General features: G+C 52.3%; 40 protein-coding genes and 1 rRNA gene. All 41 read left to right on the top strand.

The window, feature by feature from the left end; genetic code table 11:
* Window positions 1-94: 94 nt before the first annotated feature.
* On the top strand, window positions 95-1,285 hold the full coding sequence (gene tuf / locus QWJ34_RS24605; protein WP_302731748.1) for an elongation factor Tu: 1,191 nt from the start codon (window positions 95-97) through the stop codon (window positions 1,283-1,285).
* 319 nt (window positions 1,286-1,604) lie between these two features.
* Window positions 1,605-1,913 carry a 30S ribosomal protein S10 gene (rpsJ, locus tag QWJ34_RS24600; protein WP_172199121.1) on the top strand — a complete coding sequence of 103 codons (309 nt, stop codon included), beginning with the start codon at window positions 1,605-1,607 and terminating at the stop codon, window positions 1,911-1,913.
* A 39-nt stretch (window positions 1,914-1,952) separates the two neighbouring features.
* Entirely contained in the window at window positions 1,953-2,576 is a 624-nt protein-coding gene (gene rplC / locus QWJ34_RS24595; RefSeq protein WP_302731747.1) for a 50S ribosomal protein L3, read from the top strand.
* 30 nt (window positions 2,577-2,606) lie between these two features.
* Entirely contained in the window at window positions 2,607-3,230 is a 624-nt protein-coding gene (gene rplD, locus QWJ34_RS24590; protein WP_302731746.1) for a 50S ribosomal protein L4, read from the top strand.
* Window positions 3,230-3,523 carry a 50S ribosomal protein L23 gene (gene rplW / locus QWJ34_RS24585; protein WP_302731745.1) on the top strand — a complete coding sequence of 98 codons (294 nt, stop codon included), beginning with the start codon at window positions 3,230-3,232 and terminating at the stop codon, window positions 3,521-3,523. Before rplD ends, rplW begins: the two co-directional genes overlap by 1 nt.
* Before the next feature lie 14 nt (window positions 3,524-3,537).
* Window positions 3,538-4,368 carry a 50S ribosomal protein L2 gene (gene rplB, locus QWJ34_RS24580; protein ID WP_302731744.1) on the top strand — a complete coding sequence of 277 codons (831 nt, stop codon included), beginning with the start codon at window positions 3,538-3,540 and terminating at the stop codon, window positions 4,366-4,368.
* A 69-nt stretch (window positions 4,369-4,437) separates the two neighbouring features.
* A complete protein-coding gene (gene rpsS, locus QWJ34_RS24575; protein ID WP_018978364.1) occupies window positions 4,438-4,716 on the top strand; it encodes a 30S ribosomal protein S19 in 279 nt (92 codons plus the stop codon).
* Window positions 4,717-4,754: 38 nt separating this feature from the next.
* Window positions 4,755-5,087 (top strand): 50S ribosomal protein L22, encoded by a 333-nt coding sequence (gene rplV / locus QWJ34_RS24570; protein WP_302731743.1) that lies wholly within the window; start codon window positions 4,755-4,757, stop codon window positions 5,085-5,087.
* Between the two features lie 12 nt (window positions 5,088-5,099).
* Window positions 5,100-5,768: a 30S ribosomal protein S3 gene (gene rpsC / locus QWJ34_RS24565; RefSeq protein ID WP_302731742.1), complete on the top strand. Its 669-nt coding sequence runs from the start codon at window positions 5,100-5,102 to the stop codon at window positions 5,766-5,768.
* Between the two features lie 2 nt (window positions 5,769-5,770).
* Window positions 5,771-6,205 carry a 50S ribosomal protein L16 gene (rplP, locus tag QWJ34_RS24560; protein WP_302731741.1) on the top strand — a complete coding sequence of 145 codons (435 nt, stop codon included), beginning with the start codon at window positions 5,771-5,773 and terminating at the stop codon, window positions 6,203-6,205.
* A complete protein-coding gene (rpmC, locus tag QWJ34_RS24555; RefSeq protein ID WP_302731740.1) occupies window positions 6,195-6,395 on the top strand; it encodes a 50S ribosomal protein L29 in 201 nt (66 codons plus the stop codon). The genes rplP and rpmC overlap by 11 nt, the downstream gene beginning before the upstream one ends.
* A gap of 52 nt (window positions 6,396-6,447) precedes the next feature.
* Complete coding sequence (gene rpsQ, locus QWJ34_RS24550; protein WP_302731739.1) at window positions 6,448-6,714, top strand: 30S ribosomal protein S17; 267 nt, start codon at window positions 6,448-6,450, stop codon at window positions 6,712-6,714.
* Window positions 6,715-6,752: 38 nt separating this feature from the next.
* Window positions 6,753-7,121, top strand: coding sequence for a 50S ribosomal protein L14 (gene rplN / locus QWJ34_RS24545; RefSeq protein WP_166279669.1), 369 nt, complete (start codon window positions 6,753-6,755; stop codon window positions 7,119-7,121).
* Between the two features lie 62 nt (window positions 7,122-7,183).
* A complete protein-coding gene (rplX, locus tag QWJ34_RS24540; RefSeq protein ID WP_302731738.1) occupies window positions 7,184-7,540 on the top strand; it encodes a 50S ribosomal protein L24 in 357 nt (118 codons plus the stop codon).
* A 32-nt stretch (window positions 7,541-7,572) separates the two neighbouring features.
* Window positions 7,573-8,115 carry a 50S ribosomal protein L5 gene (rplE, locus tag QWJ34_RS24535; RefSeq protein WP_302731737.1) on the top strand — a complete coding sequence of 181 codons (543 nt, stop codon included), beginning with the start codon at window positions 7,573-7,575 and terminating at the stop codon, window positions 8,113-8,115.
* Between the two features lie 72 nt (window positions 8,116-8,187).
* A complete protein-coding gene (locus tag QWJ34_RS24530) occupies window positions 8,188-8,373 on the top strand; it encodes a type Z 30S ribosomal protein S14 (RefSeq protein WP_006037933.1) in 186 nt (61 codons plus the stop codon).
* Window positions 8,374-8,406: 33 nt separating this feature from the next.
* Window positions 8,407-8,805, top strand: a complete 399-nt coding sequence (gene rpsH, locus QWJ34_RS24525; protein ID WP_302731736.1) for a 30S ribosomal protein S8 — start codon at window positions 8,407-8,409, stop codon at window positions 8,803-8,805.
* Window positions 8,806-8,836: 31 nt separating this feature from the next.
* Window positions 8,837-9,379 (top strand): 50S ribosomal protein L6, encoded by a 543-nt coding sequence (gene rplF / locus QWJ34_RS24520; protein ID WP_302731735.1) that lies wholly within the window; start codon window positions 8,837-8,839, stop codon window positions 9,377-9,379.
* A 78-nt stretch (window positions 9,380-9,457) separates the two neighbouring features.
* The gene (rplR, locus tag QWJ34_RS24515) at window positions 9,458-9,826 is read left to right on the top strand and encodes a 50S ribosomal protein L18 (protein ID WP_302731734.1); all 369 of its coding nucleotides are present in this window, start codon (window positions 9,458-9,460) and stop codon (window positions 9,824-9,826) included.
* Window positions 9,827-9,850: 24 nt separating this feature from the next.
* Complete coding sequence (rpsE, locus tag QWJ34_RS24510; RefSeq protein ID WP_302731733.1) at window positions 9,851-10,351, top strand: 30S ribosomal protein S5; 501 nt, start codon at window positions 9,851-9,853, stop codon at window positions 10,349-10,351.
* 13 nt (window positions 10,352-10,364) lie between these two features.
* Window positions 10,365-10,550, top strand: coding sequence for a 50S ribosomal protein L30 (gene rpmD, locus QWJ34_RS24505; RefSeq protein ID WP_037291550.1), 186 nt, complete (start codon window positions 10,365-10,367; stop codon window positions 10,548-10,550).
* A 56-nt stretch (window positions 10,551-10,606) separates the two neighbouring features.
* Window positions 10,607-11,047: a 50S ribosomal protein L15 gene (rplO, locus tag QWJ34_RS24500; RefSeq protein ID WP_302731732.1), complete on the top strand. Its 441-nt coding sequence runs from the start codon at window positions 10,607-10,609 to the stop codon at window positions 11,045-11,047.
* Complete coding sequence (gene secY / locus QWJ34_RS24495; RefSeq protein WP_302731731.1) at window positions 11,047-12,345, top strand: preprotein translocase subunit SecY; 1,299 nt, start codon at window positions 11,047-11,049, stop codon at window positions 12,343-12,345. Before rplO ends, secY begins: the two co-directional genes overlap by 1 nt.
* A 91-nt stretch (window positions 12,346-12,436) precedes the next feature.
* A complete protein-coding gene (locus QWJ34_RS24490) occupies window positions 12,437-13,081 on the top strand; it encodes an adenylate kinase (protein WP_302731730.1) in 645 nt (214 codons plus the stop codon).
* A 5-nt stretch (window positions 13,082-13,086) separates the two neighbouring features.
* On the top strand, window positions 13,087-13,839 hold the full coding sequence (gene map, locus QWJ34_RS24485) for a type I methionyl aminopeptidase (protein ID WP_302731729.1): 753 nt from the start codon (window positions 13,087-13,089) through the stop codon (window positions 13,837-13,839).
* A gap of 9 nt (window positions 13,840-13,848) precedes the next feature.
* Window positions 13,849-14,157, top strand: a complete 309-nt coding sequence (locus QWJ34_RS24480; RefSeq protein ID WP_302731728.1) for a KOW domain-containing RNA-binding protein — start codon at window positions 13,849-13,851, stop codon at window positions 14,155-14,157.
* Between the two features lie 2 nt (window positions 14,158-14,159).
* The gene (gene infA, locus QWJ34_RS24475) at window positions 14,160-14,375 is read left to right on the top strand and encodes a translation initiation factor IF-1 (protein ID WP_018978345.1); all 216 of its coding nucleotides are present in this window, start codon (window positions 14,160-14,162) and stop codon (window positions 14,373-14,375) included.
* Window positions 14,376-14,482: 107 nt separating this feature from the next.
* Window positions 14,483-14,596 (top strand): 50S ribosomal protein L36, encoded by a 114-nt coding sequence (gene rpmJ, locus QWJ34_RS24470; protein ID WP_037291536.1) that lies wholly within the window; start codon window positions 14,483-14,485, stop codon window positions 14,594-14,596.
* 19 nt (window positions 14,597-14,615) lie between these two features.
* Window positions 14,616-14,984, top strand: coding sequence for a 30S ribosomal protein S13 (gene rpsM / locus QWJ34_RS24465; protein WP_302731727.1), 369 nt, complete (start codon window positions 14,616-14,618; stop codon window positions 14,982-14,984).
* A 19-nt stretch (window positions 14,985-15,003) separates the two neighbouring features.
* Window positions 15,004-15,399 (top strand): 30S ribosomal protein S11, encoded by a 396-nt coding sequence (rpsK, locus tag QWJ34_RS24460; protein ID WP_037291530.1) that lies wholly within the window; start codon window positions 15,004-15,006, stop codon window positions 15,397-15,399.
* Between the two features lie 70 nt (window positions 15,400-15,469).
* On the top strand, window positions 15,470-16,414 hold the full coding sequence (locus QWJ34_RS24455) for a DNA-directed RNA polymerase subunit alpha (protein WP_302731726.1): 945 nt from the start codon (window positions 15,470-15,472) through the stop codon (window positions 16,412-16,414).
* Between the two features lie 33 nt (window positions 16,415-16,447).
* Complete coding sequence (gene rplQ / locus QWJ34_RS24450) at window positions 16,448-16,813, top strand: 50S ribosomal protein L17 (protein ID WP_302731725.1); 366 nt, start codon at window positions 16,448-16,450, stop codon at window positions 16,811-16,813.
* A 151-nt stretch (window positions 16,814-16,964) separates the two neighbouring features.
* Entirely contained in the window at window positions 16,965-17,750 is a 786-nt protein-coding gene (gene truA / locus QWJ34_RS24445; RefSeq protein ID WP_302731774.1) for a tRNA pseudouridine(38-40) synthase TruA, read from the top strand.
* A 262-nt stretch (window positions 17,751-18,012) separates the two neighbouring features.
* Window positions 18,013-18,450 carry a 50S ribosomal protein L13 gene (gene rplM / locus QWJ34_RS24440; RefSeq protein WP_302731724.1) on the top strand — a complete coding sequence of 146 codons (438 nt, stop codon included), beginning with the start codon at window positions 18,013-18,015 and terminating at the stop codon, window positions 18,448-18,450.
* A gap of 19 nt (window positions 18,451-18,469) precedes the next feature.
* Window positions 18,470-18,862: a 30S ribosomal protein S9 gene (gene rpsI, locus QWJ34_RS24435; protein ID WP_087801903.1), complete on the top strand. Its 393-nt coding sequence runs from the start codon at window positions 18,470-18,472 to the stop codon at window positions 18,860-18,862.
* A 227-nt stretch (window positions 18,863-19,089) separates the two neighbouring features.
* Window positions 19,090-19,782 carry a phosphoadenylyl-sulfate reductase gene (locus tag QWJ34_RS24430; protein ID WP_302731723.1) on the top strand — a complete coding sequence of 231 codons (693 nt, stop codon included), beginning with the start codon at window positions 19,090-19,092 and terminating at the stop codon, window positions 19,780-19,782.
* 48 nt (window positions 19,783-19,830) lie between these two features.
* Window positions 19,831-21,000, top strand: coding sequence for a sulfate adenylyltransferase (sat, locus tag QWJ34_RS24425; protein ID WP_302731722.1), 1,170 nt, complete (start codon window positions 19,831-19,833; stop codon window positions 20,998-21,000).
* A 167-nt stretch (window positions 21,001-21,167) separates the two neighbouring features.
* Window positions 21,168-22,289 carry a P-loop NTPase gene (locus QWJ34_RS24420; RefSeq protein ID WP_302731721.1) on the top strand — a complete coding sequence of 374 codons (1,122 nt, stop codon included), beginning with the start codon at window positions 21,168-21,170 and terminating at the stop codon, window positions 22,287-22,289.
* Window positions 22,290-22,335: 46 nt separating this feature from the next.
* Window positions 22,336-22,959, top strand: a complete 624-nt coding sequence (locus tag QWJ34_RS24415; protein WP_302731720.1) for a stage II sporulation protein M — start codon at window positions 22,336-22,338, stop codon at window positions 22,957-22,959.
* 114 nt (window positions 22,960-23,073) lie between these two features.
* Window positions 23,074-23,301, top strand: coding sequence for a hypothetical protein (locus tag QWJ34_RS24410; RefSeq protein WP_302731719.1), 228 nt, complete (start codon window positions 23,074-23,076; stop codon window positions 23,299-23,301).
* A 546-nt stretch (window positions 23,302-23,847) separates the two neighbouring features.
* Window positions 23,848-23,914, top strand: a 16S ribosomal RNA gene (locus QWJ34_RS24405); the annotation flags it as partial.

Here is a 23,914-nt window from a genome sequence, read left to right as displayed (position 1 = left end):
TTTTACCGCCGGAGGGAAGCGTCCTTCGGGATATCGACTTCCGGCGTTGTTTAACAAACTATAATCTTTCTATATTAAGGAGGAACTGTTTCAAATGGCTAAAGCTAAATTCGAACGTAATAAGCCGCACGTTAACATCGGTACTATTGGTCACGTCGACCATGGTAAAACGACCCTGACTGCTGCAATCACAACTGTACTGTCCAAAACTTACGGTGGCGCCGCTGTCGCATTTGACCAAATCGACAAGGCTCCGGAAGAAAGAGAACGTGGTATCACGATCTCGACGGCACACGTTGAATATGAAACTCCAGCTCGTCACTACGCTCACGTAGACTGCCCAGGACACGCCGACTATGTTAAAAACATGATCACCGGCGCTGCCCAAATGGACGGAGCGATCCTGGTTGTATCCGCAGCTGACGGCCCAATGCCGCAAACTCGCGAACACATCCTTCTCTCCCGCCAAGTAGGCGTTCCTTACATCGTCGTATTCCTGAACAAATGCGACATGGTTGAAGACGAAGAGCTGTTGGAACTCGTTGAAATGGAAGTTCGCGACCTGCTGAGCGAGTACGACTTCCCGGGCGACGACACTCCGATCATCCAAGGTTCGGCTCGTGAAGCTCTGCAAAACCCGGACGGCGAATGGGCTCAAAAAATCGTTGAAATGTTCAACATCATCGACGAGTACATCCCGACTCCGGAACGCGACACCGAGAAGCCTTTCCTGATGCCGGTCGAAGACGTGTTCTCGATCACTGGCCGCGGTACGGTAGCAACTGGCCGTATCGAACGCGGTACAGTTAAAATCGGCGACGAAATCGAAATCGTAGGTATCGCTGAAGAGTCCAAGAAATCCGTTGTTACGGGCGTTGAAATGTTCCGTAAACTGATGGATTCCGCTCAAGCCGGCGACAACATCGGCGCCCTGCTGCGCGGTGTAGACCGTCAGCAAATCGAGCGTGGACAAGTTCTGTCGAAGCCGGGTTCGGTTAAGCCGCACACGGAATTCACAGCTCAAATCTACGTCCTGACTAAAGAAGAAGGTGGCCGTCACAAGCCTTTCTTCACAGGATACCGTCCTCAGTTCTACTTCCGTACAACTGACGTAACGGGCATCATCAACCTGCCGGAAGGTACGGAAATGGTAATGCCGGGCGACAACATCACGGTTACCGTTCAACTGATCGCTCCGATCGCTATCGAAGAAGGAACGAAGTTCTCGATTCGTGAAGGCGGACGTACAGTAGGCGCCGGCGCCGTAGCAACAATCCAAAAATAAGAAGGTTTAAATCTTCTTAAATAGAGCAAAACAAGCAACAGTGTACTGGAACGAGCAACGGCGTATTGTAAACGAAAGAGCGGAAGCGGGGCGTTTATCCCGGAGACGGGATGGGGCCTCGCTTTCTTTTTGTGCAAATTGAAAAAAGTATTGCATTGTCTCGTCATATTCTATATAATAATGAATGTTGTTCTGAGACGTTGCGATGATGCGAGAGGTTACCGACACACCCGGCTCCTTTGCCATAGAGGGCGTGTGAGGAAAATTTTCGCGGAGTATGTCCGATACCAAATTGGGCGATAGAAGGAGGGAATATTAAATGGCAAAGCAAAAAATTCGTATTCGTTTGAAGGCATATGATCACAGAGTTCTGGATCAATCCGCCGAAAAAATCGTTGAAACAGCTAAGCGTTCGGGTGCCGGTGTTTCCGGACCGATCCCGCTGCCTACCGAAAAACAAATCATTACTGTTCTCCGTGCGGTGCATAAGTACAAAGACTCGCGCGAACAGTTCGAACAGCGTACGCACAAGCGTCTGATCGACATCGTGAACCCGACTCCACAAACCGTGGACGCACTGATGCGTTTGGACCTGCCGTCCGGTGTAGATATCGAGATCAAACTGTAAGACTCCTGAATAAGGACATAAATGAAAAGAGGTGTCAACATGAAAGGTATCTTAGGGAAAAAACTGGGTATGACCCAAGTGTTCACCGCTGAAGGTAACGTCGTTCCGGTAACCGTCATCGAAGCAGGCCCTTGCGTGGTGCTGCAGAAGAAAGACGTGGAGAACGATGGATACGAAGCGGTACAAATCGGTTTCGCGGACAAGAAAGCCAGCCGTTCCAACAAACCGGAGGCAGGACACGCTAAGAAAGCGGACACTGCACCTAAGCGCTACATTCGCGAACTTCGCGGTGTTGACCTCGGAACTTACGAGGTTGGACAAGTGCTTAAAGCGGACGTGTTCGCAGAAGGCGAATTCGTTGACGTAAGCGGCGTTTCCAAAGGTAAAGGTTTTGCCGGCGTTATCAAACGTTGGGGACAAAGCCGCGGACCAATGGCGCACGGCTCGCGTTACCACCGTAGACCGGGTTCGATGGGTTCCATCCAGGCTAACCGCGTGCCGAAAGGCAAACGCCTGCCAGGACACATGGGCCACGACTCGATCACTGTCCAAAACCTCGAAATCGTAAGAGTCGACGCGGAACGCAACGTACTGCTCGTTAAAGGCTCCATCCCGGGTCCTAAAAACGCCTTCGTTAAAGTTCGCGCATCGGTGAAGAAATAATATAACGCTTAAAGAAAGGAGGAACATGAAATGCCTAAAGTAGCAGTCTATAATATCGAAGGCAGCCAGGTCGGCGAGATCGAACTGAGCGACTCGGTATTCGGAATCAATCCCAATGGACACGTTCTTCACCAGGCGGTAGTGATGCAGCAAGCATCCCTGCGCTCCGGTACGCACAAAGTCAAAGGACGTTCGGAAGTTCGCGGCGGCGGTCGTAAACCTTGGAAACAAAAAGGTACGGGACGCGCTCGTCAGGGTTCGATCCGTGCTCCGCAATGGAAAGGCGGCGGTATCGTCTTCGGACCGACTCCGCGCAGCTACTCCTACAAACTGCCTAAAAAAGTTCGTCGTTTGGCGATCAAATCGGCACTGTCTTCGAAAGTCATCGCGAACGAAATTATCGTTCTCGACGCTCTGAGCCTGAACGCTCCGAAGACCAAAGAGTTTGCAGGAATCCTGAGCAAACTGAACGTAGACCGTAAAGCCCTGGTAGTGGCTCCGGAATACGACAACAACGTGGCTCTGTCCGCGCGCAATATCCCGGGCGTAAAATTCGTCCAGGCTGATGGCATCAATGTTCTCGACGTTCTCGTGCATGATAAACTGATCATCACGAAGGACGCAGTTCAGAAGGTAGAGGAGGTATTCGCATAATGAAAGATCCTCGCGACCTTATCAAACGTCCGATTATTACGGAACGTACGGCTGAAGCGATGAGTCAATCGAAGTACGTGTTTGAAGTGGCAACTAGTGCCAATAAAACGGAAGTGAAAAAGGCAGTAGAATCGATCTTCGGCGTAAAAGTGTCGAAAGTCAACGTTCTGCGCGTGCCGGCTAAGCCGAAACGCTACGGCCGTCACTCCGGTTATACGAGCGAATGGAAAAAAGCGATCGTGACGCTGACTCCTGACAGCAAATCGCTCGAATTCTTTGAATCTGCAGAGTAAGGAGGGAAACCAACGTGCCAATCAAAAAGTATAAACCGACATCCCCGGCTCGCCGCGCAATGAGCGTGTCGACGTTCGAAGAAATTACCACGAATCAGCCGGAGAAATCGTTGCTGTCGCCTTTGTACAACAAAGCGGGCCGCAACAACCAAGGTAAAATTACGGTTCGTCACCAAGGCGGCGGACACAAACGTAAATACCGGATTATCGACTTTAAGCGCGACAAGGATGGAATTCCAGGCCGCGTTGCTACGATCGAATACGATCCGAACCGGACTTCGAACATCGCGCTGATCAACTATGCGGATGGCGAAAAGCGCTATATCATCGCGCCTAAAGGTCTGAAAGTCGGCGACACGATCTATTCCGGTCCAGGATCGGACATCAAAACGGGTAACGCAATGCCGCTGGAAAACATTCCGGTAGGTACGGTTATCCACAATATCGAATTGAAGCCTGGCAAAGGCGGACAACTCGTTCGCGCAGCCGGCACGGAAGCTCAGCTTCTGGGTAAAGAAGAACGCTACGTATCGATCCGCTTGTCTTCGGGCGAAGTTCGCCGCATCCTTAAAGTTTGCCGCGCCACAATCGGTTCGGTAGGCAACCAGGATCACGAACTCGTGAAGATCGGTAAAGCCGGTCGTAACCGCTGGTTGGGCAAACGCCCTGAAGTCCGCGGCGTAGTTATGAACCCGAACGATCACCCACACGGTGGTGGTGAAGGTCGTGCTCCGATCGGACGTAAATCCCCGCTCTCGCCTTGGGGCAAACCGACGCTCGGTTACAAAACGCGTAAGAAAAACAAATCTTCGGATCAATACATCATCCGTCGCCGCACGAAGTAATGCGCTTATCCCGCATTGCTTCACGGCCGGGATTATGAACGAAGCCAGCTGAAGGGAGGACTACAATCGATGACACGCAGTCTCAAGAAAGGCCCTTTCATTGACGGATACCTGCTGAAAAAAGTAGAAGTCATGAACGAAGCTAGTAAAAAGGCCGTTATCAAAACTTGGTCCAGACGCTCCACGATTTTCCCGCAATTCATCGGACATACTTTCGCCGTTTACGACGGACGCAAGCACGTGCCGGTGTACGTAACGGAAGACATGGTTGGACACAAACTGGGTGAGTTCGCGCCGACGCGTACTTACAAAGGCCATACCGACGACGACAAGAAAACAAGACGCTAAACGGACGTCATTAAAGTCCGAAGGGAGGTTATGATAGAATGGAAGCAAAAGCGTATTTGAAATATTCCCGCATCGCTCCTCGTAAAGCCCAACTGGTCGCTGATTTGATCCGCGGCAAGCAGGTAGGCGAAGCGATTGCGATTCTGCGCCACACTCCGAAAGCGGCATCGCCGATTTTGGAAAAGCTGCTCAACTCGGCTATCGCCAATGCGGAGCACAATCATTCGATGGACGTAAACAAACTCGTAATCACGCAGGTTTACGTTAACCAAGGACCGACTTTGAAACGTTTCCGCCCGCGGGCAATGGGACGCGCAAGCCGGATCAATAAACGCACCAGCCATATCACTCTGGCTGTATCCGAAAAGTAAGGAGGGACACGTGTGGGACAAAAAGTAAATCCGGTCGGACTCCGCGTAGGAATCATCCGTGACTGGGAATCCAAATGGTACGCTGGTAAAGATTTCGGTACGTTGCTGATGGAAGACGTGAAAATTCGCGAATACCTCAAAACGAAACTGAAAGAATCCGCTGTCTCCAAGATCGAGATCGAAAGAGCGGCAAATCGCGTTAACGTAACAATCCACACTGCCAAGCCGGGTATGGTTATCGGTAGAGGCGGAGCGGAAGTTGAAGTACTGCGCGGCGAAATCACTAAGATTTCGAACGGCAAAAAAGTACACATCAACATTGCGGAAATCAAGAACCAAGAGCTTGACGCTATCCTGGTCGCAGAAAGCATTGCACAACAGCTGGAACGTCGCGTATCGTTCCGTCGTGCTCTGAAACAAGCGATTCAACGAACGATGCGTTCGGGCGCAAAAGGAATCAAAACTGCGGTTAGCGGTCGTCTCGGCGGCGCGGAAATCGCCCGTTCGGAAGGCTACAGCGAAGGAACTGTTCCACTTCATACCCTGCGTGCCGACATCGACTACGGTACAGCTGAAGCGCACACGACTTACGGTCGTATCGGCGTTAAAGTATGGATCTATCGTGGAGAGATTCTTCCCCCAGCTAAGAAACAACAAGCTGCTCAGGAAGGAGGCAACTAATCATGTTGGTACCTAAACGTGTAAAACACCGTAAACAGCAACGCGGCAGCATGGCCGGTCGTGCTAAAGGCGGTACTGAACTGAACTTCGGCGAATTCGGCCTGCAAGCGACTGAACCTTCGTGGATCACGAACCGTCAGATCGAAGCGGCACGTATCGCCATGACCCGTTACATCAAACGGGGCGGTAAAGTCTGGATCAAAATTTTCCCTGACAAGCCGATCACCCAAAAGCCTCTCGAGGTTCGGATGGGTAGCGGTAAAGGTAACGTTGAGAAATGGGTAGCAGTCGTAAAACCGGGTAAGATCATGTTCGAACTTTCCGGTGTATCGGAAGAAATCGCTCGCGAAGCGATGCGCCTCGCTGCTCACAAACTGCCTGTCAAAACCAAGTTTGTGAAACGTGAAGAAGTGGGTGGTGAAGCAAATGAAGGCTAAGGAACTGCGTGACCTGACCACTGCTGAAATCGAACAGAAGGTTTCCGGATTTAAAGAAGAACTCTTTAATCTGCGCTTTCAGCTCGCTACCGGTCAGCTCGATAACCCGACACGCATCAGCGCAGTCCGCAAGGAAATCGCTCGTGCCAAAACGGTTCTGCGTCAAAGAGAACTCGGAATTACTTCGTAATTCCTTTGAACCTTTAGGGTGGTGAACCCGTTATTCAGGAAGGAGGCTAACCATGACCGAACAACGCAACTCGCGTAAAGTGCTGGTAGGTAAAGTCGTGAGCGATAAAATGGACAAGACGATCGTCGTTGCTGTAGAAACTTACAAAAAACATGATCTCTACCACAAACGCATCAAATCCACGAACAAGTTCAAAGCGCATGATGAGAACAACGAAGCGAAAATCGGCGATACGGTAAGAATCGTTGAAACTCGTCCGCTGTCCAAAGACAAGCGCTGGAGACTGGCAGCAGTCACTGACAAAGCAATCATCATCTAATTGACTCATAAAGCTCGTCCGAAAGGAGGACATTCGTAATGATTCAACCATTTACACGTTTGGCTGTAGCCGATAACTCCGGTGCGAAGGAACTGATGTGTATCCGCGTACTCGGTGGTACGGGACGTCGTACAGCTAACATCGGCGATCTGATCGTTTGCTCGGTAAAACAAGCAACACCAGGGGGCGTTGTCAAAAAAGGCGACGTAGTAAAAGCGGTAGTCGTTCGCACGAAGCGTTCGGTACGTCGTAAAGACGGATCGTACATCGCATTCGACGAAAACGCGGCAGTAGTCGTAAGAGACGATCGCGGCCCGCGCGGTACGCGTATCTTCGGACCAGTAGCCCGCGAACTTCGCGACAAGGACTTCATGAAAATCGTTTCCTTGGCACCGGAAGTTATCTAATATATCGTTGCGCGATTTTCTTGTCGGCCTGCCCGGCCGGTAAGTTATAGGAGGTGTACCTGATGGCAAGAGTGAAAAAAGTTCTGGAATCCCATAACAATAAACTTCACGTGAAAAAAGATGACGTCGTCATCGTAATCAGCGGTAAAGACAAAGGCAAAAAAGGTCGGATCATCGCTGCTTATCCGCGTGAGAACCGTGTACTCGTCGAAGGCGTGAACATGGTGAAAAAACACCAGAAGCCTAGCCAAGTGAATCCGCAGGGCGGAATCGTTGAGCAAGAAGCTTCGATCCACGTATCCAACGTAATGCACGTTGACCCGAAAGACGGCGGCAAAGTAACCCGCGTAGGTTACAAGACGCTGGACAACGGCAAAAAAGTGCGCGTTGCGAAAAGATCCGGAGAAGTTATCGAATAATATCATCTTTACGGAAAGGAGGTTCATCTTTCATGGTAACAAGACTGAAAGAACGTTATTTGAACGAAAGCACTCCTGCATTGATGCAGAAGTTCAACTATACGACAGTGATGCAAGTTCCTAAGCTGGAGAAGGTTGTCATCAACATGGGTGTCGGCGAAGCCGTATCCAACTCGAAAGTTCTGGACACTGCCGTAGCGGAGCTCGAACAGATTGCCGGTCAAAAACCGGTTATCACTCGTGCTAAAAAATCGATCGCAGGTTTCAAACTGCGTGAGAACATGCCGATCGGAACGAAGGTTACTCTTCGCGGCGAGCGCATGTACCAATTCCTCGACAAGCTGTTCAACGTGGCGCTGCCGCGCGTACGTGACTTCCAAGGTGTATCCAACAAGGCTTTCGACGGCCGGGGAAACTACACATTGGGTCTGAAAGAACAGCTGATCTTCCCTGAAATCCAATACGATCAAGTGGACAAAGTCCGCGGTATGGATATCGTTATCGTAACAACAGCGAAATCGGACGAAGAAGGCCGCGAACTGCTCGCCGGACTCGGAATGCCTTTCGCAAAATAATATCGGCCAGTATCTGGGGCCATGTTCTATGACCCTGTTCTTCCGAAACTATCCAGGAGGTGTCAGGCTAAAGTGGCAAAAACTTCGATGAAAGTTAAACAACAACGCACACCGAAATTCAAAGTGCGTGCATATACGCGCTGCGAGCGTTGTGGTCGTCCACACTCGGTATTGCAAAAGTTCAAAGTCTGCCGTATTTGCTTCCGCGAATTGGCTTATAAAGGTCAGATTCCTGGCGTTAAAAAAGCAAGCTGGTAATTACCGCATAACAAGGAAGGAGGTTCACACACTATGACTATGTCTGATCCGATTGCAGATATGCTTACACGCATTCGCAACGCGAACGTGGTGCGTCACGAGAAGGTTGAAATGCCGGCTTCGGCGATGAAAAAGCAAATTGCTGAGATCCTGAAACGCGAAGGTTTTATCCGCGACGCGGAATTCGTACAGGATAACAAGCAGGGCATCATCCGTATCTTCTTGAAATACGGTCAAGATAACGAACGCGTTATCACCGGACTGAAAAGAATCAGCAAGCCGGGCCTGCGCGTATACACGAAGAGCAATGAAGTTCCTCGCGTACTGGGCGGCCTGGGTATCGCGATTATCTCCACGTCCAAGGGAGTTATGACCGACAAAGAAGCTCGTCAGGCGAAAGCCGGCGGCGAAGTTGTCTGCTACGTTTGGTAATCACGTCAGAACATAAGGAGGTGCAACACACATGTCTCGTATTGGTCGCAAACCAATTGAAGTACCAAGCGGCGTAGAGGTCAGCGTCAACGATACGCAAATCACGGTCAAAGGACCGAAAGGTACGCTTTCCCGTGCTCTTCATCGCGATATGAAAGTAACGGTTGAAGGCAGCACGATTACGGTAGAACGTCCTTCCGATAACAAAACGCACCGTTCCCTGCACGGAACGACACGCAGCGTTGTCAACAATATGGTAAGTGGTGTAACTGAGGGCTTTTCGAAGTCGCTCGAACTGGTCGGGGTCGGATACCGTGCCAGCAAATCGGGAGATAAGATCGTTCTGAACGTAGGTTACTCCCACCCGGTGGAAATCACTCCGGAAGCGGGCATCGAATTCGAAGTTCCTTCGAACACGAAGATCATCGTTCGCGGCATCGACAAAGAACGCGTAGGCGCGTATGCGGCACAGATCCGTTCGGTACGTGAACCTGAGCCGTATAAAGGCAAAGGCATCAAGTACGAAGGCGAACGCATCATCCGCAAGGAAGGTAAAGCCGGCAAGAAGAAATAAGCCGCTTTCCTTCGCATTACCCTTAGCTTGCTCATGTGAAGCTGCTTAATAAGCAGATGGGAAGGAGTGAAAGTACTCATGATTACCAAAGGTGATAAAAATAAAGGCCGCCTGAAAAGACACTTGCGCGTGCGCAAGAAAATTCAGGGTACGGTAGAACGTCCTCGTCTGAACGTGTACCGTTCGGAAAAACACATCTATGCCCAACTGATCGACGACGTAAACGGTGTAACTATCGTTTCCGCATCGACTATGGACAAAGATCTGAAGAGCGAAATCACGAACGGCGGAAACGTAGAAGCTGCCCGTAAAGTCGGCACGCTGGTTGCAAACCGCGCCAAGGAAAAAGGTTACGCGGTTATCGTATTCGACCGCGGAGGATACCTGTACCATGGACGCATTCAAGCACTGGCCGACGCAGCTCGCGAAGCCGGTCTGGAATTCTAAACATCGACAAAGGAGGTTAACGACTTGCGTGTAGATATGAGCACTGTAGGAGAACTGACAGAACGCGTTGTACACATCAACCGCGTAGCTAAAGTTGTAAAGGGCGGACGCCGCTTTAGCTTTAGCGCACTGGTTGTCGTGGGCGACGGCAACGGCAACGTCGGAGCAGGGATTGGTAAAGCCGGCGAAGTGCCGGACGCGATCCGCAAAGGCATCGAAGATGCCAAGAAAAACCTGATCCGCGTGCCGCTGGTCGGCACTACGATTCCTCACCTGATCACAGGTAAATTCGGAGCGGGCAGCGTGCTGCTGAAACCGGCATCCGAAGGTACCGGCGTTATCGCCGGCGGTCCGGTACGTGCAGTACTGGAACTTGCAGGCGTAGGCGACATTTTGACAAAATCCCTGGGTTCTTCGAACTCCATGAACATGGTCAATGCGACTTTGGAAGGTTTGAACCGTTTGAAGCGTGCCGAAGATGTGGCGAAGCTTCGCGGCAAAACCGTCGAAGAACTGAGAGGCTAAGGAGGGAAAAGCAATGGCTAAATTGGAAATCACCCTCGTACGCAGCCTGATCGGACGTCCGAAAAACCAACGCACGACCGTCAACACGCTGGGACTGCGTAAAACGAACCAAGTCGTTGTTCAAAACGACAATGCCGCGATCCGCGGTATGGTAAACCAAGTCAAGCACCTGGTTTCCGTCAAAGAAATCGAAGCTTAATCCAGCGCTCCGACAGGAGCGAACCAATAGAATAAATCAAGGAGGTGCAACGAACGATGAAGTTACATGAGCTTTCTCCAGCTCCGGGTTCGACTAAAGAGCGGAAACGCATCGGTCGCGGTACGAGTAGCGGTACGGGGAAAACTTCCGGACGCGGTCATAAAGGCCAAAACTCTCGTTCCGGCGGCGGTGTTCGTCCAGGCTTCGAAGGCGGTCAGAACCCGCTGTATCGTCGCTTGCCAAAACGCGGATTTGTTAATCCGACTCGTAAAGAATATGCCATCGTGAACATCGAAGAACTGAACAACTTTGCAGAAAACACCGAAATCACTCCTGAACTGCTGAAGGAACAAGGCATCATCAAAGATGCCAAGAGCGGTATCAAGATCCTCGGCAATGGCGATGTGACGGTGAAACTGACTGTCAAAGCAAATAAGTTCTCTCAATCTGCGGTGGAGAAAATCGAGGCTGCCGGCGGTAAAACCGAGGTGATCTAATGTTCAACACCCTGAAGAATATATGGCGGGTCGAAGACCTGCGTAAACGGATTTTGTTTACGCTGATGGTTCTGGTTATCTACCGTATCGGTGCTTTCATTCCCGTTCCGGGCGTGGACAAATCGGTACTGGAGTCGACTAACCAGGCCGGCAACCAATTGATGGGACTGCTGAACACTTTCTCCGGGGGAGCGCTGAAGCAGTTCTCGATCTTCGCACTGAGCATCTATCCGTATGTAACGGCGTCCATTATCGTACAGCTGCTGTCGATGGACGTTATCCCGAAATTCACCGAATGGTCGAAGCAAGGGGAACACGGAAAGAAAAAGCTGGCGCAGGTTACAAGGTACGGCACCATTGTTCTGGGTTTGATTCAGGCGTTCGCCACGGCGATCGGCTTCAACCGTATTTATAATGCGGAAATGATTCCGAACGCAACGATCGTCGACTATATCCTGATTGCGATTGTTCTGACCGCGGGTACTTCCCTCCTGATGTGGATGGGCGAGCAGATCACGGAAAAGGGCATCGGCAACGGGATCTCGATCATTATCTTTGCCGGGATCGTAGCCAACATCCCGGGTTATATCACGACTACCATTCAGTCGGATTTCATTCAAGAGGGACAAACGTTCTTGAACGCGATGAAGACCGTGATTATCGCTCTTGTCTTGATTCTGATTATTGTCGGTGTTATCTTTATTCAGCAGGGGATCCGGAAAGTTCCGGTTCAATATGCGAAAAGAGTCGTCGGCAACAAAATGTATGGCGGTCAAAACACCCATATTCCGCTGAAAGTTAACGCGGCGGGTGTCATTCCGGTTATCTTCGCCGTATCCCTGCTGCAGTTCCCGGTTATTCTGGCAAACTTCTGGTCGACCCACGCTTGGGCCACCTGGGTGCAGAACAACCTGAACTACAGCCAGCCGCTGGGCATGGTGCTTTATGCGGTCATGATCATCGGATTCACGTTCTTCTACACCTTCGTGCAGATTAATCCGCAGCAGATGGCGGAGAACATGAAGAAAAACGGCGGTTATATTCCGGGCGTGCGTCCGGGTAAAGCAACCGAGAAGTATATCACTCGCGTGATGTCGCGGTTGACGGTTACCGGCGCGCTGTTCCTGACGGTCATCTCTCTGCTGCCGATCGCATTCGGTTCGCTGTCGGGTCTTCCCCAGTCGGTTCAAATCGGCGGCACATCGCTGCTGATCGTCGTCGGGGTTGCGCTTGATACGATGAAAACGATCGAAAGCCAGTTGATCAAACGTCACTATAAAGGTTTTATCAATAAATAGCTCAGGTTCCGGACGGGTCCGACTCCATGCGCTCGCCCGGCGCCTTTTGTGCTGTTTCGTGCATGGGTAAGACGTAAGGAGTGGGACATACGTGAACATTCTATTCATGGGGCCTCCCGGGGCAGGTAAAGGAACACAGGCGCAGGTCATCGTCGATGCATTCGGCATTCCTCATATCTCGACAGGCGACGCGTTTCGTCTGGCGATCAAAGAAGGAACTCCGATCGGAGTCAAAGCCAAAGAATACATCGACCAGGGACTGCTCGTACCGGATGACGTAACGAACGGTATCGTCCGCGAACGGCTGAGCCAGCCGGATTGCGAAAAAGGTTTCTTGCTCGACGGTTTTCCGAGAACTCTTCTGCAGGCCGAAGCTTTGGATGCACTTTTGCTCGAAACGGGACGCCAGCTTGATCATGTGATCAATCTGAACGTCGACCCGGAAAAGCTGCTTGTCCGAATTACAGGACGCCGGATCTGCAAAACTTGCGGAACGACTTATCATGTAATCTTTAACCCGCCGAAACAAGAAGGCGTGTGTGACAAAGACGGCGGTGAACTTTACCAACGTCCGGACGACAATGAAGAGAGCGTACGCACGCGGCTTGGGGAATACTCAAGCAAAACGGCGCCTCTGATCGATTACTATGCAAACAAAGGCTTGCTGCGGCAGATCGACGGAGACCAGGAGATCGGTACGGTATCGGAAGGAATCCTGTCCGTGCTGCGAGGTTAACTGTAATGATCATTTGTAAGTCCGAAACGGAACTCGGCTTTATGCGGGAAGCGGGACGGATTGTGGCTGAGACTCACCGTTTGTTGGCGCAGCACATCGAACCGGGCGTTACGACGGCCGAACTCGACGGACTTGCCGACAAATACATCCGCAGCCAGGATGCGGTGCCGTCTTTCAAAGGCTATAATGGTTTTCCGGCCAGCATATGTGCGTCGGTCAACGACCAGCTGGTTCACGGATTCCCCGGCGCGCGCAGGCTTCGGGAAGGCGATATCGTAACTTTCGATATCGGAGCACAGTACGGAGGCTTCCATGGCGATTCCGCCTGGACGTATCCCGTAGGGCGCATCTCGTCCGAAGCGCAGCGGCTGCTGGACGTTACGGAAGGCTCTCTGTACGCAGGACTGGCTCTGGTGAAGCCGGATGTGCGTCTGTTTACCATTTCGCATGCGATACAGCGACATATCGAAAATGCCGGCATGTCGGTCGTTCGGGAATTCGTCGGTCACGGCATCGGCCGGGATCTGCACGAAGAACCGAATATCCCGAATTACGGCATCGAAGGTCGCGGCCCGCAGCTTAAACCCGGTATGGCATTGGCGATCGAACCGATGGTCAACCTCGGCGGCCCCCGTGTGCGGACGCTCGAGGACAACTGGACCGTCGTGACGATGGACGGATCGCTGTGCGCTCACTTCGAGCATACAGTTGCCGTTACGCAGGACGGACTGGAAATTTTCACAAAATTGAGCGCGTAGGTGATACACTTGAAAAAGGAACATCCCCTGCAGATCGGTCAAGTCGTGAAGATCCGGAAAGGCCGCAATGCCGGGCAGGCTGCGGTGGTCGTAAGACTTGACGAAGAACAGGGTATCTGGATCGCGGATGGGAATAAACGCAAGTTTGACCGCCCTAAGAAGAAGAATCCTCTTCATCTCGAACCCCAGACGGCGATCAGCAGCGAAGTTGTAAACAGTTTGCAGGAGAGCGGCAGGGTTACAAATGCAAAGCTGCGTCACGCAGTGAACGTATTTATGGAATCCGACGCACAAGACGCTAAGCAGAAAGGAGACTAATTGTGGCCAAGGAAGATGTCATTGAAATCGAAGGCGTGGTTATCGAACCGCTGCCGAATGCGATGTTCAAGGTGGAACTCGAGAACGGTCATCAAATTCTCGCTCATGTTTCCGGAAAGCTGCGTATGCACTTTATCCGTATTCTGACGGGAGACAAAGTGGTCGTACAGTTATCGCCTTACGATCTGACTCGCGGCCGTATCACTTACCGTAAATAAGGATACGACGCTTTTTGGATATACAATGTTCTGGTGCAGAGTCGAACCGGTCAGCGGTCGTTCTTCTGCATGATATCAAACCGAATGCTTTTGAGGAGGGAATAATCATGAAGGTTAGACCGTCGGTCAAACCAATGTGCGAAAAATGCAAAGTCATTCGTCGCAAAGGGAATGTCATGGTAATCTGCGAAAATCCGAAACACAAACAAAAACAAGGATAATTGAAGGGGGTGTAGCGTAATGGCTCGTATTGCTGGTGTTGACTTACCACGCGACAAACGCGTTGAGATCGCCTTGACTTATATTTTCGGAATCGGTAGAACGACTTCCCAAAAACTCCTGAGCCAAACAGGAATCAGCTCCGAAACTCGTGTTCGCGATCTGACTGAGGATGAGGTTAGCAAACTGCGTGAAGCGATTGACGCTAATGTTAAGGTAGAAGGCGACCTGCGTCGCGAAGTTTCTCTGAACATCAAACGTCTGATCGAGATCGGCTCTTATCGCGGTATCCGTCATCGTCGTGGATTGCCGGTACGCGGACAACGTACGAAAACGAATGCTCGTACTCGTAAGGGTCCTCGTCGTACTGTAGCGAACAAGAAGAAGTAAGAGAGGGGGATAACTCACAATGGCTAAACCGAAAAAAGTCGTACGTACGAAACGTCGCGACCGTAAAAATATCGAATCCGGCGTGGCGCACATCCGCTCCACGTTTAACAATACGATCGTCACGATTACGGACCCGCACGGAAACGCGATCTCCTGGGCAAGCTCGGGCGGTCTCGGTTTCAGAGGTTCCCGTAAATCGACTCCGTTTGCCGCTCAGCTCGCTGCTGAAACGGCTGCGAAAGCCGCAATGGAACACGGTCTGAAAACCGTTGAAGTTATGGTTAAAGGTCCTGGCGCAGGCCGTGAAGCGGCAATCCGCTCGCTGCAAGCAACAGGTCTGGAAATCAACCTGATCAAGGACGTAACTCCGGTTCCTCACAACGGATGCCGTCCTCCTAAACGTCGCCGCGTATAGTAATCATAAGCATTGTGCATTCAGTATGCTTGGTTTTATGGAAGCGACGTTTTGAAGGAGGGGTATTGTAGTGATAGAAATCGAAAAGCCGAAAATTGAGACCGTGGACATCAACGACGGAGGCACTTATGGTAAATTCGTCGTTGAGCCTCTGGAACGCGGATACGGTACGACGCTTGGGAACTCGCTTCGCCGCATCCTGCTGTCGTCGCTTCCCGGCGCAGCGGTTACATCGGTTCAAATCGACGGCGTTCTGCACGAATTCTCGACGATCCCCGGCGTTACGGAAGACGTAACGGAAATCATTCTGAATCTGAAAGCTCTCTCGCTGAAGATTCATTCCGACGAAGAAAAGGTTCTGGAGATCGACGCGGAAGGCGACGGCCTGGTAACGGCCGGCGACATTCGCGCCGACAGCGATGTGGAGATCCTTAACCCGGATCTGCATATCGCCACTCTGGCACCGGGATCGAGACTGCACATGCGCATCTTCGCAGGCCGCGGCCGCGGATATGTTCAGTCCGTCAAAAATAAACGTGACGATCAGCCGATCGGCGTCATTCCGATCGATTCGATCTACACCCCGATTTCCCGCGTAAACTACGCCGTGGAAAACACACGGGTCGGACAAGTCACGAACTACGACAAGCTGACGCTTGAAGTCTGGACCGATGGCAGCATCCGTCCGGAAGAAGCGGTCAGCCTGGGCGCCAAAATTTTGACCGAGCACGTGCTGCTCTTCGTAGGTCTGACCGACGAAGCTCGCGACGCGGAGATCATGGTCGAAAAAGAAGAAGACAAAAAGGAAAAAGTGCTGGAGATGACGATCGAAGAACTCGATCTCTCCGTACGTTCCTATAACTGTCTGAAGCGTGCCGGTATCAATACGGTGCAAGAGCTGACCACGAAGTCGGAAGAAGACATGATGAAGGTCCGCAACCTGGGCCGCAAGTCTTTGGAAGAAGTTCAGGAAAAGCTCGAAGAGCTCGGACTCGGTCTTCGTCAGGAAGACTAAGAACGAAGAGCATTCTGTGAAGGAGGGAAAACAATGGCATACCAAAAGTTGGGACGTAACTCCAGCGCTCGTAAAGCATTGCTTCGCGACCTGGTAACCGACCTGTTCCTGTATGAGCGCATCGAAACGACGGAAGCGAAAGCGAAAGAAGCCCGCTCCGTTGCCGAAAAACTGATCACCCTTTCCAAACGCGGAGATCTGCATGCACGCCGCCAAGTGGCTGCATACGTTCGTCGCGAAACGGTTGACGGTGAACAGGATGCAATCCAAAAGCTGTTTGCCGATCTGGCACCGCGCTACGCGGATCGTCCGGGCGGATACACTCGTATCCTCAAACTGGGACCTCGCCGCGGCGACGCAGCGCCTATGGTCTATCTGGAACTGGTTGACCGCGCCTAGTCGCGTCGGCCATCCGGTCGGGATCTGATCCCGCTTACCTGGATTTCCAAGAAACGTATGCCGCCTTTTAACGGGGCGGCAGAGCCGTTTCTTTTTTTTTGGAACTTGCGTTATCCGATTTGAGCCGATCAAGCCTATGGAGGTGATTTCCCTGCGCAATCTATGCATGACCGTCGCTTACGACGGCACAAACTACAACGGCTTCCAGACTCAGCCGATCGGCAAGACCGTTCAGGACGAGCTGGAGGCTTCCATTCTGGCATTAACCGGCGAGAAGCCGAAGATCATCGCCTCGGGCCGTACGGACGCCGGCGTGCACGCGTATGCCCAGGTATTCAACTTCCATACGGCTTCGTTCATTCCGGCAGACCGCTGGCCGCTGGCGCTCAATGCGCGGCTGCCGCAGGACATTGTGCTTACCCGTTCCTGGGAGGTGCCTCCGGAATTCAATTCCCGGCATGCGGCCAAACGCAAAACGTATCGCTATACGATTAACGCCAACCGCTATCCGGATGTGTTTCAGCGTCATATGCAGTTTCATCATCCGGCGCCAAAGCTCGATATCGAAGCGATGAGCGAAGGTCTTCGGCATCTGGTGGGCACTTACGACTTCACGTCGTTCGCTTCCAGGCATTCGCAGAAGACCAACCACGTACGTACGCTGCTCGAAGCCCGGATCGAAGTGGACCGCAGCACCTGCCGGCCGGGAACGGCCGACCAGGGCTTTATCCATATCTTCCTGACCGGGACCGGCTTTCTTCAGCATATGGTCCGCATTATCACAGGGACGCTGCTTCAGGTGGGAGAAGGGAAGCGGGACCCGGGGGAAATGAAGACTATTCTGCTCGCATGCGACCGCGCGGCGGCCGGACCGACGGCCGTAGGCAAGGGGCTCGCGCTGTGGAATGTGGACTATGGCGATCTGCTGCCGGAATAACGAAAAGTTCTTGTGGAAATGCTTTAAAAATGTATTGCAGTTTGATCTTCGATCATGTAGAATAAAAGTTGTGTTTTCTTGAAGGCTTCCCACGGCCCCCAATCAAGAAAAACGCACCGTACCAACGGATTTAAACTTTTACCATTCATGATCGCAAACATAAACGCACTCCGATCGGCCACGGTTCTTAGCCCGGAGGCGGGAGTGCTCTTGACACCGAAAACGAAATTTTATTGCAATGATTAGAAGGAGGCACTTACTCATGCGTACTACCTACATGGCTAAGCCGAGCGAAGTTGAGCGCAACTGGTACATCATCGACGCTGAAGGCAAAACGCTGGGCCGTCTGGCCAGCGAAGCGGCTGCGCTGATCCGCGGCAAGCACAAAACTCAATTCACTCCACACGTTGACGGCGGCGACTTCGTTGTCGTTATCAATGCGGAGAAGATCCACCTGACAGGCAAAAAACTGCAGGACAAGAAATACTACCGTCACTCGATGCACCCGGGCGGCCTGAAAGTTACGAGTGCAGGCGAAATGATCAAGAACAAGCCTGAGCGCCTTCTGGAACTCGCGGTTGCGGGCATGCTGCCTAAGACTCGCATGGGCGACAGAATGAAGCTGAGACTCAAAGCATACGCCGGAGCAGAACATCCACATGCAGCACAAAAACCTGAAGTTTACGAACTTCGCGGCTAATTAAAAGGAGGACCCTTTCATGGCAACTGTACAATACTATGGGACTGGTCGTCGTAAACATTCGGTAGCTCGTGTTCGCCTCGTACCGGGTGAAGGACGCATCGTCATCAACAAACGTGAAATCGACGAATACTTCGGTCTGGAGACGCTCAAACTGATCGTCAACCAACCGCTGAACCTGACTGAAACGGTTGGCAAGTACGATGTAATCGTACTGGCACACGGCGGCGGCACTTCGGGCCAAGCCGGCGCAATCCGTCACGGCATCGCTCGCGCTCTGCTCAAAGCAGACCCTGAGCTGCGCGGTTCGCTCAAAAAAGCGGGCTTCCTGACGCGTGACCCACGCATGAAGGAACGTAAAAAGTACGGTCTCAAAGCCGCACGTCGCGCTCCACAGTTCTCGAAACGTTAATTCCTGCTTTTCAGGAATCAAGCCTTCGGCCTTTTGGCCGGAGGCTTTTTTGCGTTTATCGCTTTATTTTCTTTACAACGGTGAAATGTTTATCTCATTTTGAAATTAAGTGTTGAAACCGGACGCGGGAAGTTTTATACTTATGTATAATTCTTATTTGAATAGTCGGCTTTAGTATGTTGAGAACCGGTTTCTTACTTATATCGGGAGATAGGGAGTGCACAAACATGAACCTGCTGGAGAAAGAAGAATTTGCCCGCTCGAAAGCGGAAGAGCTGGAAAGCCTGACGGCGGAAGAAGTGATTCGTTTTGCGACCGAACAATATTCGAGCCTGACGTTTGCCTGCAGCTTCGGGGCGGAAGACGTGGTCATCGTCGATATGCTGCAAACAATCAGTCCGTCGACCGACATTTTTTATCTGGACACCGATTTTCATTTCAAAGAAACCTACGAGACGCGCGATCGGATGGCGGACCGTTACGGCCTGGACTTTGTGAAAGTCTCCCCGCTGCTGTCGCCTGAAGCGCAGGAGAAACAGCATGCGCCTCAGCTGTGGACCTCCGATCCGAATCTGTGCTGCAATATCCGCAAAGTCGAGCCTCTGACCCGCAATCTGTCCCGTTACGATGCGTGGATCACCGGGATTCGGCGCGACCAGGCTCCGACGCGGGCAAACTCCAAGAAAGTCGAATACGACTACAAGTTCGGCCTGATGAAGTTCAACCCGCTTGCGGACTGGACCAGCGAAGACGTTTGGAAGTATATCCGCGACAACGACATTATTTACAACCCGCTGCACGACCGCAACTTTCCGAGTATCGGCTGCCAACAGTGCACGCGTGAAGTGATGCCGGGCGAAGATCCACGGGCCGGGCGCTGGTCGGGCAACGACAAGACCGAATGCGGACTGCATAAGTAAAAGAACGCGCATCTATCGACCAATCGACTAAAGGAGCGACTGCCGACTATGACTTCCATTAAGCCGCACGGCGGCACTTTGATCAACCTTCTCGCCGAGGGCGAGCAAAGAGAGCAACTGCTTCAAGAAGCGAAAGGGCTGCGCCGGATCCCGATTAACACCTGGACGGTATCCGACCTCGATCTGATCGCGGTAGGCGCTTTTTCTCCTTTGACCGGATTCATGAACGAAGACGATTATAAAAGCGTTGTAAGCGGAATGCGCCTTGCAGACGGTACGGTATGGAGTATTCCGATCACGCTGCCGCTGGAAGGGGCGGATCCTTCGCTGGTCGGCGAACGCGTGGCGCTTGTGGGCGAGGCGGACGGCGTCGTTTACGCGGTGCTGGACGTTCAGAGCGTCTACAGCGTCGATCGCCGCGAAGAAGCCGTCAATGTGTTCAAAACGGACGACTCCGAGCATCCCGGCGTAAAGAAGCTGTACGAGCGTCCGCTGGAGCGGATCGGCGGCCCTGTACAGGTGCTGAACCGTCCGCAGCCGGAACGTTTTGACGAATTTTACTTCGATCCGGCGGAGACGAGACGATTGTTTGCGGAAAAAGGCTGGAAAACCGTAGTCGGCTTCCAAACGCGCAACCCGGTGCACCGCGCCCACGAGTACATTCAGAAATCCGCGATGGAGACGGTCGATGCGCTGTTCCTGAACCCGCTCGTCGGCGAAACCAAATCCGACGATGTGCCGGCCGATATCCGGATGAAGAGCTACCTGGTACTGCTGGAGAATTACTACCCGTCCAAACGCACGTTCCTCGGCGTATTTCCGGCGGCGATGCGCTATGCGGGACCGCGCGAAGCGATTTTCCATGCGATTGTGCGTAAAAACTATGGCTGCACCCACTTTATCGTGGGGCGCGACCATGCCGGCGTAGGCGATTACTACGGCACGTACGAGGCGCAGGAGATCTTCTCCAACTTCCGGCCGGAAGAACTGGAGATTACGCCGCTCTTTTTCGAACACAGCTTCTTCTGCACGCACTGCGGCAATATGGCGACCAGCAAGACGTGCCCGCACGACAAAGAAAAGCATCTGACCCTGTCCGGCACCAAAGTACGCGCTCTGCTGCGCAGCGGCGAATGTCCGCCTCCGCAGTTTACGCGACCGGAAGTGGCGGAGGTGTTAATCGAAGGGATGCGGGACCGCGTGGCGGAACAGGTATAAACCGGACCGCCCCTTTTACTGCAATAAATAAACGTCGAATCGCCGCGCCATGCGGACGGGATTCGACGTTTTTTTTGTGGACGGATAGCGGCGCATGTATAATGAAGGAAGATTCCCCGTTACTAGGGCGCGTACGCTCTAGAGGGAGAGAGGATGAACAGTATAGCATGGTAACGAGAGAGGAAGTTGTGGAAGCGCTTGAAGCGGTGATGGATCCCGTATACCGTGTGCGTTTGTCCGACCTGCGATTGATTCGCGACGTCGTGATTCGGGAGAACCGGGTATCGCTGACGGTGGTGTGCCTGGATACGGAGGAAGAAAGCCGGAACGGCCTGGAGACGCAGGTTCGGTCCATTTTGCAGTCGCTGGCCGTCGAGGACGTCCATATCCGCTTCAAGGAAGCGACGGAGCTGGAGAGGGAACGCAGCCGGGCCATTATCGAAGACAACCGCGGCGGCGTTCCCGAAGAAGAGGAACCGGACCCGGTCCTCGTCAAAGGTCATGCGGCCGGCCTGGAAAATCTGCCGCTGCTGAGTCCCGATTCGCCGACGGTATTCATCTCGATCGCGAGCGGCAAAGGCGGTGTCGGCAAATCCACGGCTGCGGTCAACCTGGCGGTCGCGCTGGCGCGGCTGGGCAAAAAGGTCGGCTTGATCGACGCGGACATCTACGGATTCAGCGTGCCGGATATGATGGGGATCGAAGAAGGACCGGAAGTGGTGGACGGACTGCTGCGGCCGGTGGAGCGTTTCGGCGTCAAAGTCATGTCGATGGGCTTTTTCATCCGCGAAAATAATCCGGTCGTCTGGCGCGGTCCCCTGCTGGGGAGAATGCTGAGACAGTTCTTCGAGGAAACCGAATGGGGCGAACTCGATTACATGCTGCTCGACCTTCCGCCGGGAACCGGCGATATGGCGCTGGACGTGCATCAGATGCTGCCGCAGAGCAAACAGATCATAGTGACCACCCCGCACGGCACGGCGGCTTTTGTCGCGGCGAGAGCGGGCGCAATGGCGCTGCAGACCGGGCACGAGATTCTCGGCGTAATCGAAAACATGGCGTACTACGAGAAAAACGGCGAACGCGATTACGTATTTGGGCGCGGAGGCGGAGGCCGGCTGGCGGAGACTCTGCATACCGAGCTGCTGGCGCAGATTCCGCTGGGCGTGCCGGACAACCACATTTCGGAACCGGATTTCTCGCCGTCGGTATATAAAGAGCGTACCGAAACCGGAGCGATGTACAACGAAGTGGCGCGGGCGCTTATCGACAAAACGTCCGTTCGTTAAGAAGAAAGCACGGAAACGGCCGTATGCCAATTAAAGGAGGCGGAGTATGAAGACGCTGTCGTTCGGACGTTTTATGAGAGGCTTGGCGGAGAACAAAAGATATATGCTGGCAGCCTCGCTGCTGTTTGTGGCGGGGATCGTGCTGGGAACGCTGAATGCGGGATCTTTACAGCGTCTTCTTTCCTCGCAGCTTGAAGGTCTGCAAACGGTCGCGCAGTCCATTCAACAAACGGATAACGCGCAGTTCGGCTTTTTCCGGTTCATTTTTCTGAACAATGCGATCAAAGCCGTTATGGTGATGCTACTGGGGGCCTTTTTCGGAATCGCGCCTTTTGTGTTCCTGGTTATCAACGGAGGCGTGATCGGCTTTATCGTCATGCTGTATGGAGACCAGGGACAGGATGTATCGAAGCTTATTTTTCAGGGCCTGCTTCCGCACGGCATTATCGAGATCCCGGCAATCGTGATCGCCTGCGCCTACGGACTCAAGTTCGGTATGCTTGTACTGGGCAGTTTGTTCAGTCTCGGGAATGCTTCGAAAAGAGCCGCTCTGGGCGTCCGTTGGGAGAATGGGATGCTGCAAATGCTGGGGGCGGCTTTCTGGGTTGTGATTCTTTTGCTGGTCGCGGCCGTGATCGAAAGTACCCTTACTCTTTATCTGCTGGGATAGAAAACCTAAAGTTTTATAGGCAGAACAGTTACTTCCGACGCATTTTGGGTTAATCAAACTTGAAATGAGAATACGGCATTCAATGAAGACGGCCGCAGGAAGGGAGGGACTGTAATGCTCGGCATGATGTTCAACGAGATGGAGTGTAAGGAATTCGGTTATGTGCTGCGCAAAGAGCTGGATGAAATGCTGTTCGATCTGGGCGACAAGCGCCTGGACCAGGATATGCGCATCGCCATTTCTAAACGCTACCAGACGATCTTTCAAATGTATGCGAGAGTTGCGCCTTCTAAGGAGTTATCCAAGTATGTTCGCGATAAACGGAGTACGGGAGAAAGATAACCTTTGGCAAACGCGCAGCCTGTCATATAGTATGATGTAGAAGCGGCCGGTGGTATCAACCGGACCGCTTTTGATGCATCAACCGCCTAAATGCCATCCAAGAAAAACCCGAGGATTTAATCGTGAAAAAAGTGTTGACTCGCTGACTGGGCTTATGATACATTAATAAACGGCTCTTCGAGAGAAGGCCGGTACGTTCGAAAGAAGTTCATAAGAAAATAAGCGCTGAAAAAGAAGTTAAAAAAAGTGCTTGACGAACTGCTTGAGACTGTGATAGGATATAAAAGTCGCCGCTGAGATGCGGTGATGAACGAAAGAAACATCAAATACCGAGTTTGTTCTTTGAAAACTGGATAGTGAATGAGGAGTTACGATAGCTTCGGTTGTCGTAAGAAATAAAGGTTCTTGAGCAATTAAGGACCGCCACGTTTTAAACGAGCACATGGTGCTTTCTTTTAAAGCGAAGACCGGTAGTGATCGCTTGGTCTAAATGAGTGCCTGCAGGGGTTCACATTTAGAGTCGCGGTCGCGAAAGTATTCGCAACTTTAATGGAGAGTTTGATCCTGGCTCAGGACGAACGCTGGCGGCATGCCTAATACATGCAAGTCGAGC

This window comes from Saccharibacillus sp. CPCC 101409 (genome assembly GCF_030518235.1).
Taxonomy (GTDB): domain Bacteria; phylum Bacillota; class Bacilli; order Paenibacillales; family Paenibacillaceae; genus Saccharibacillus.
This window is presented reverse-complemented; position numbering and strand designations above follow the sequence as displayed.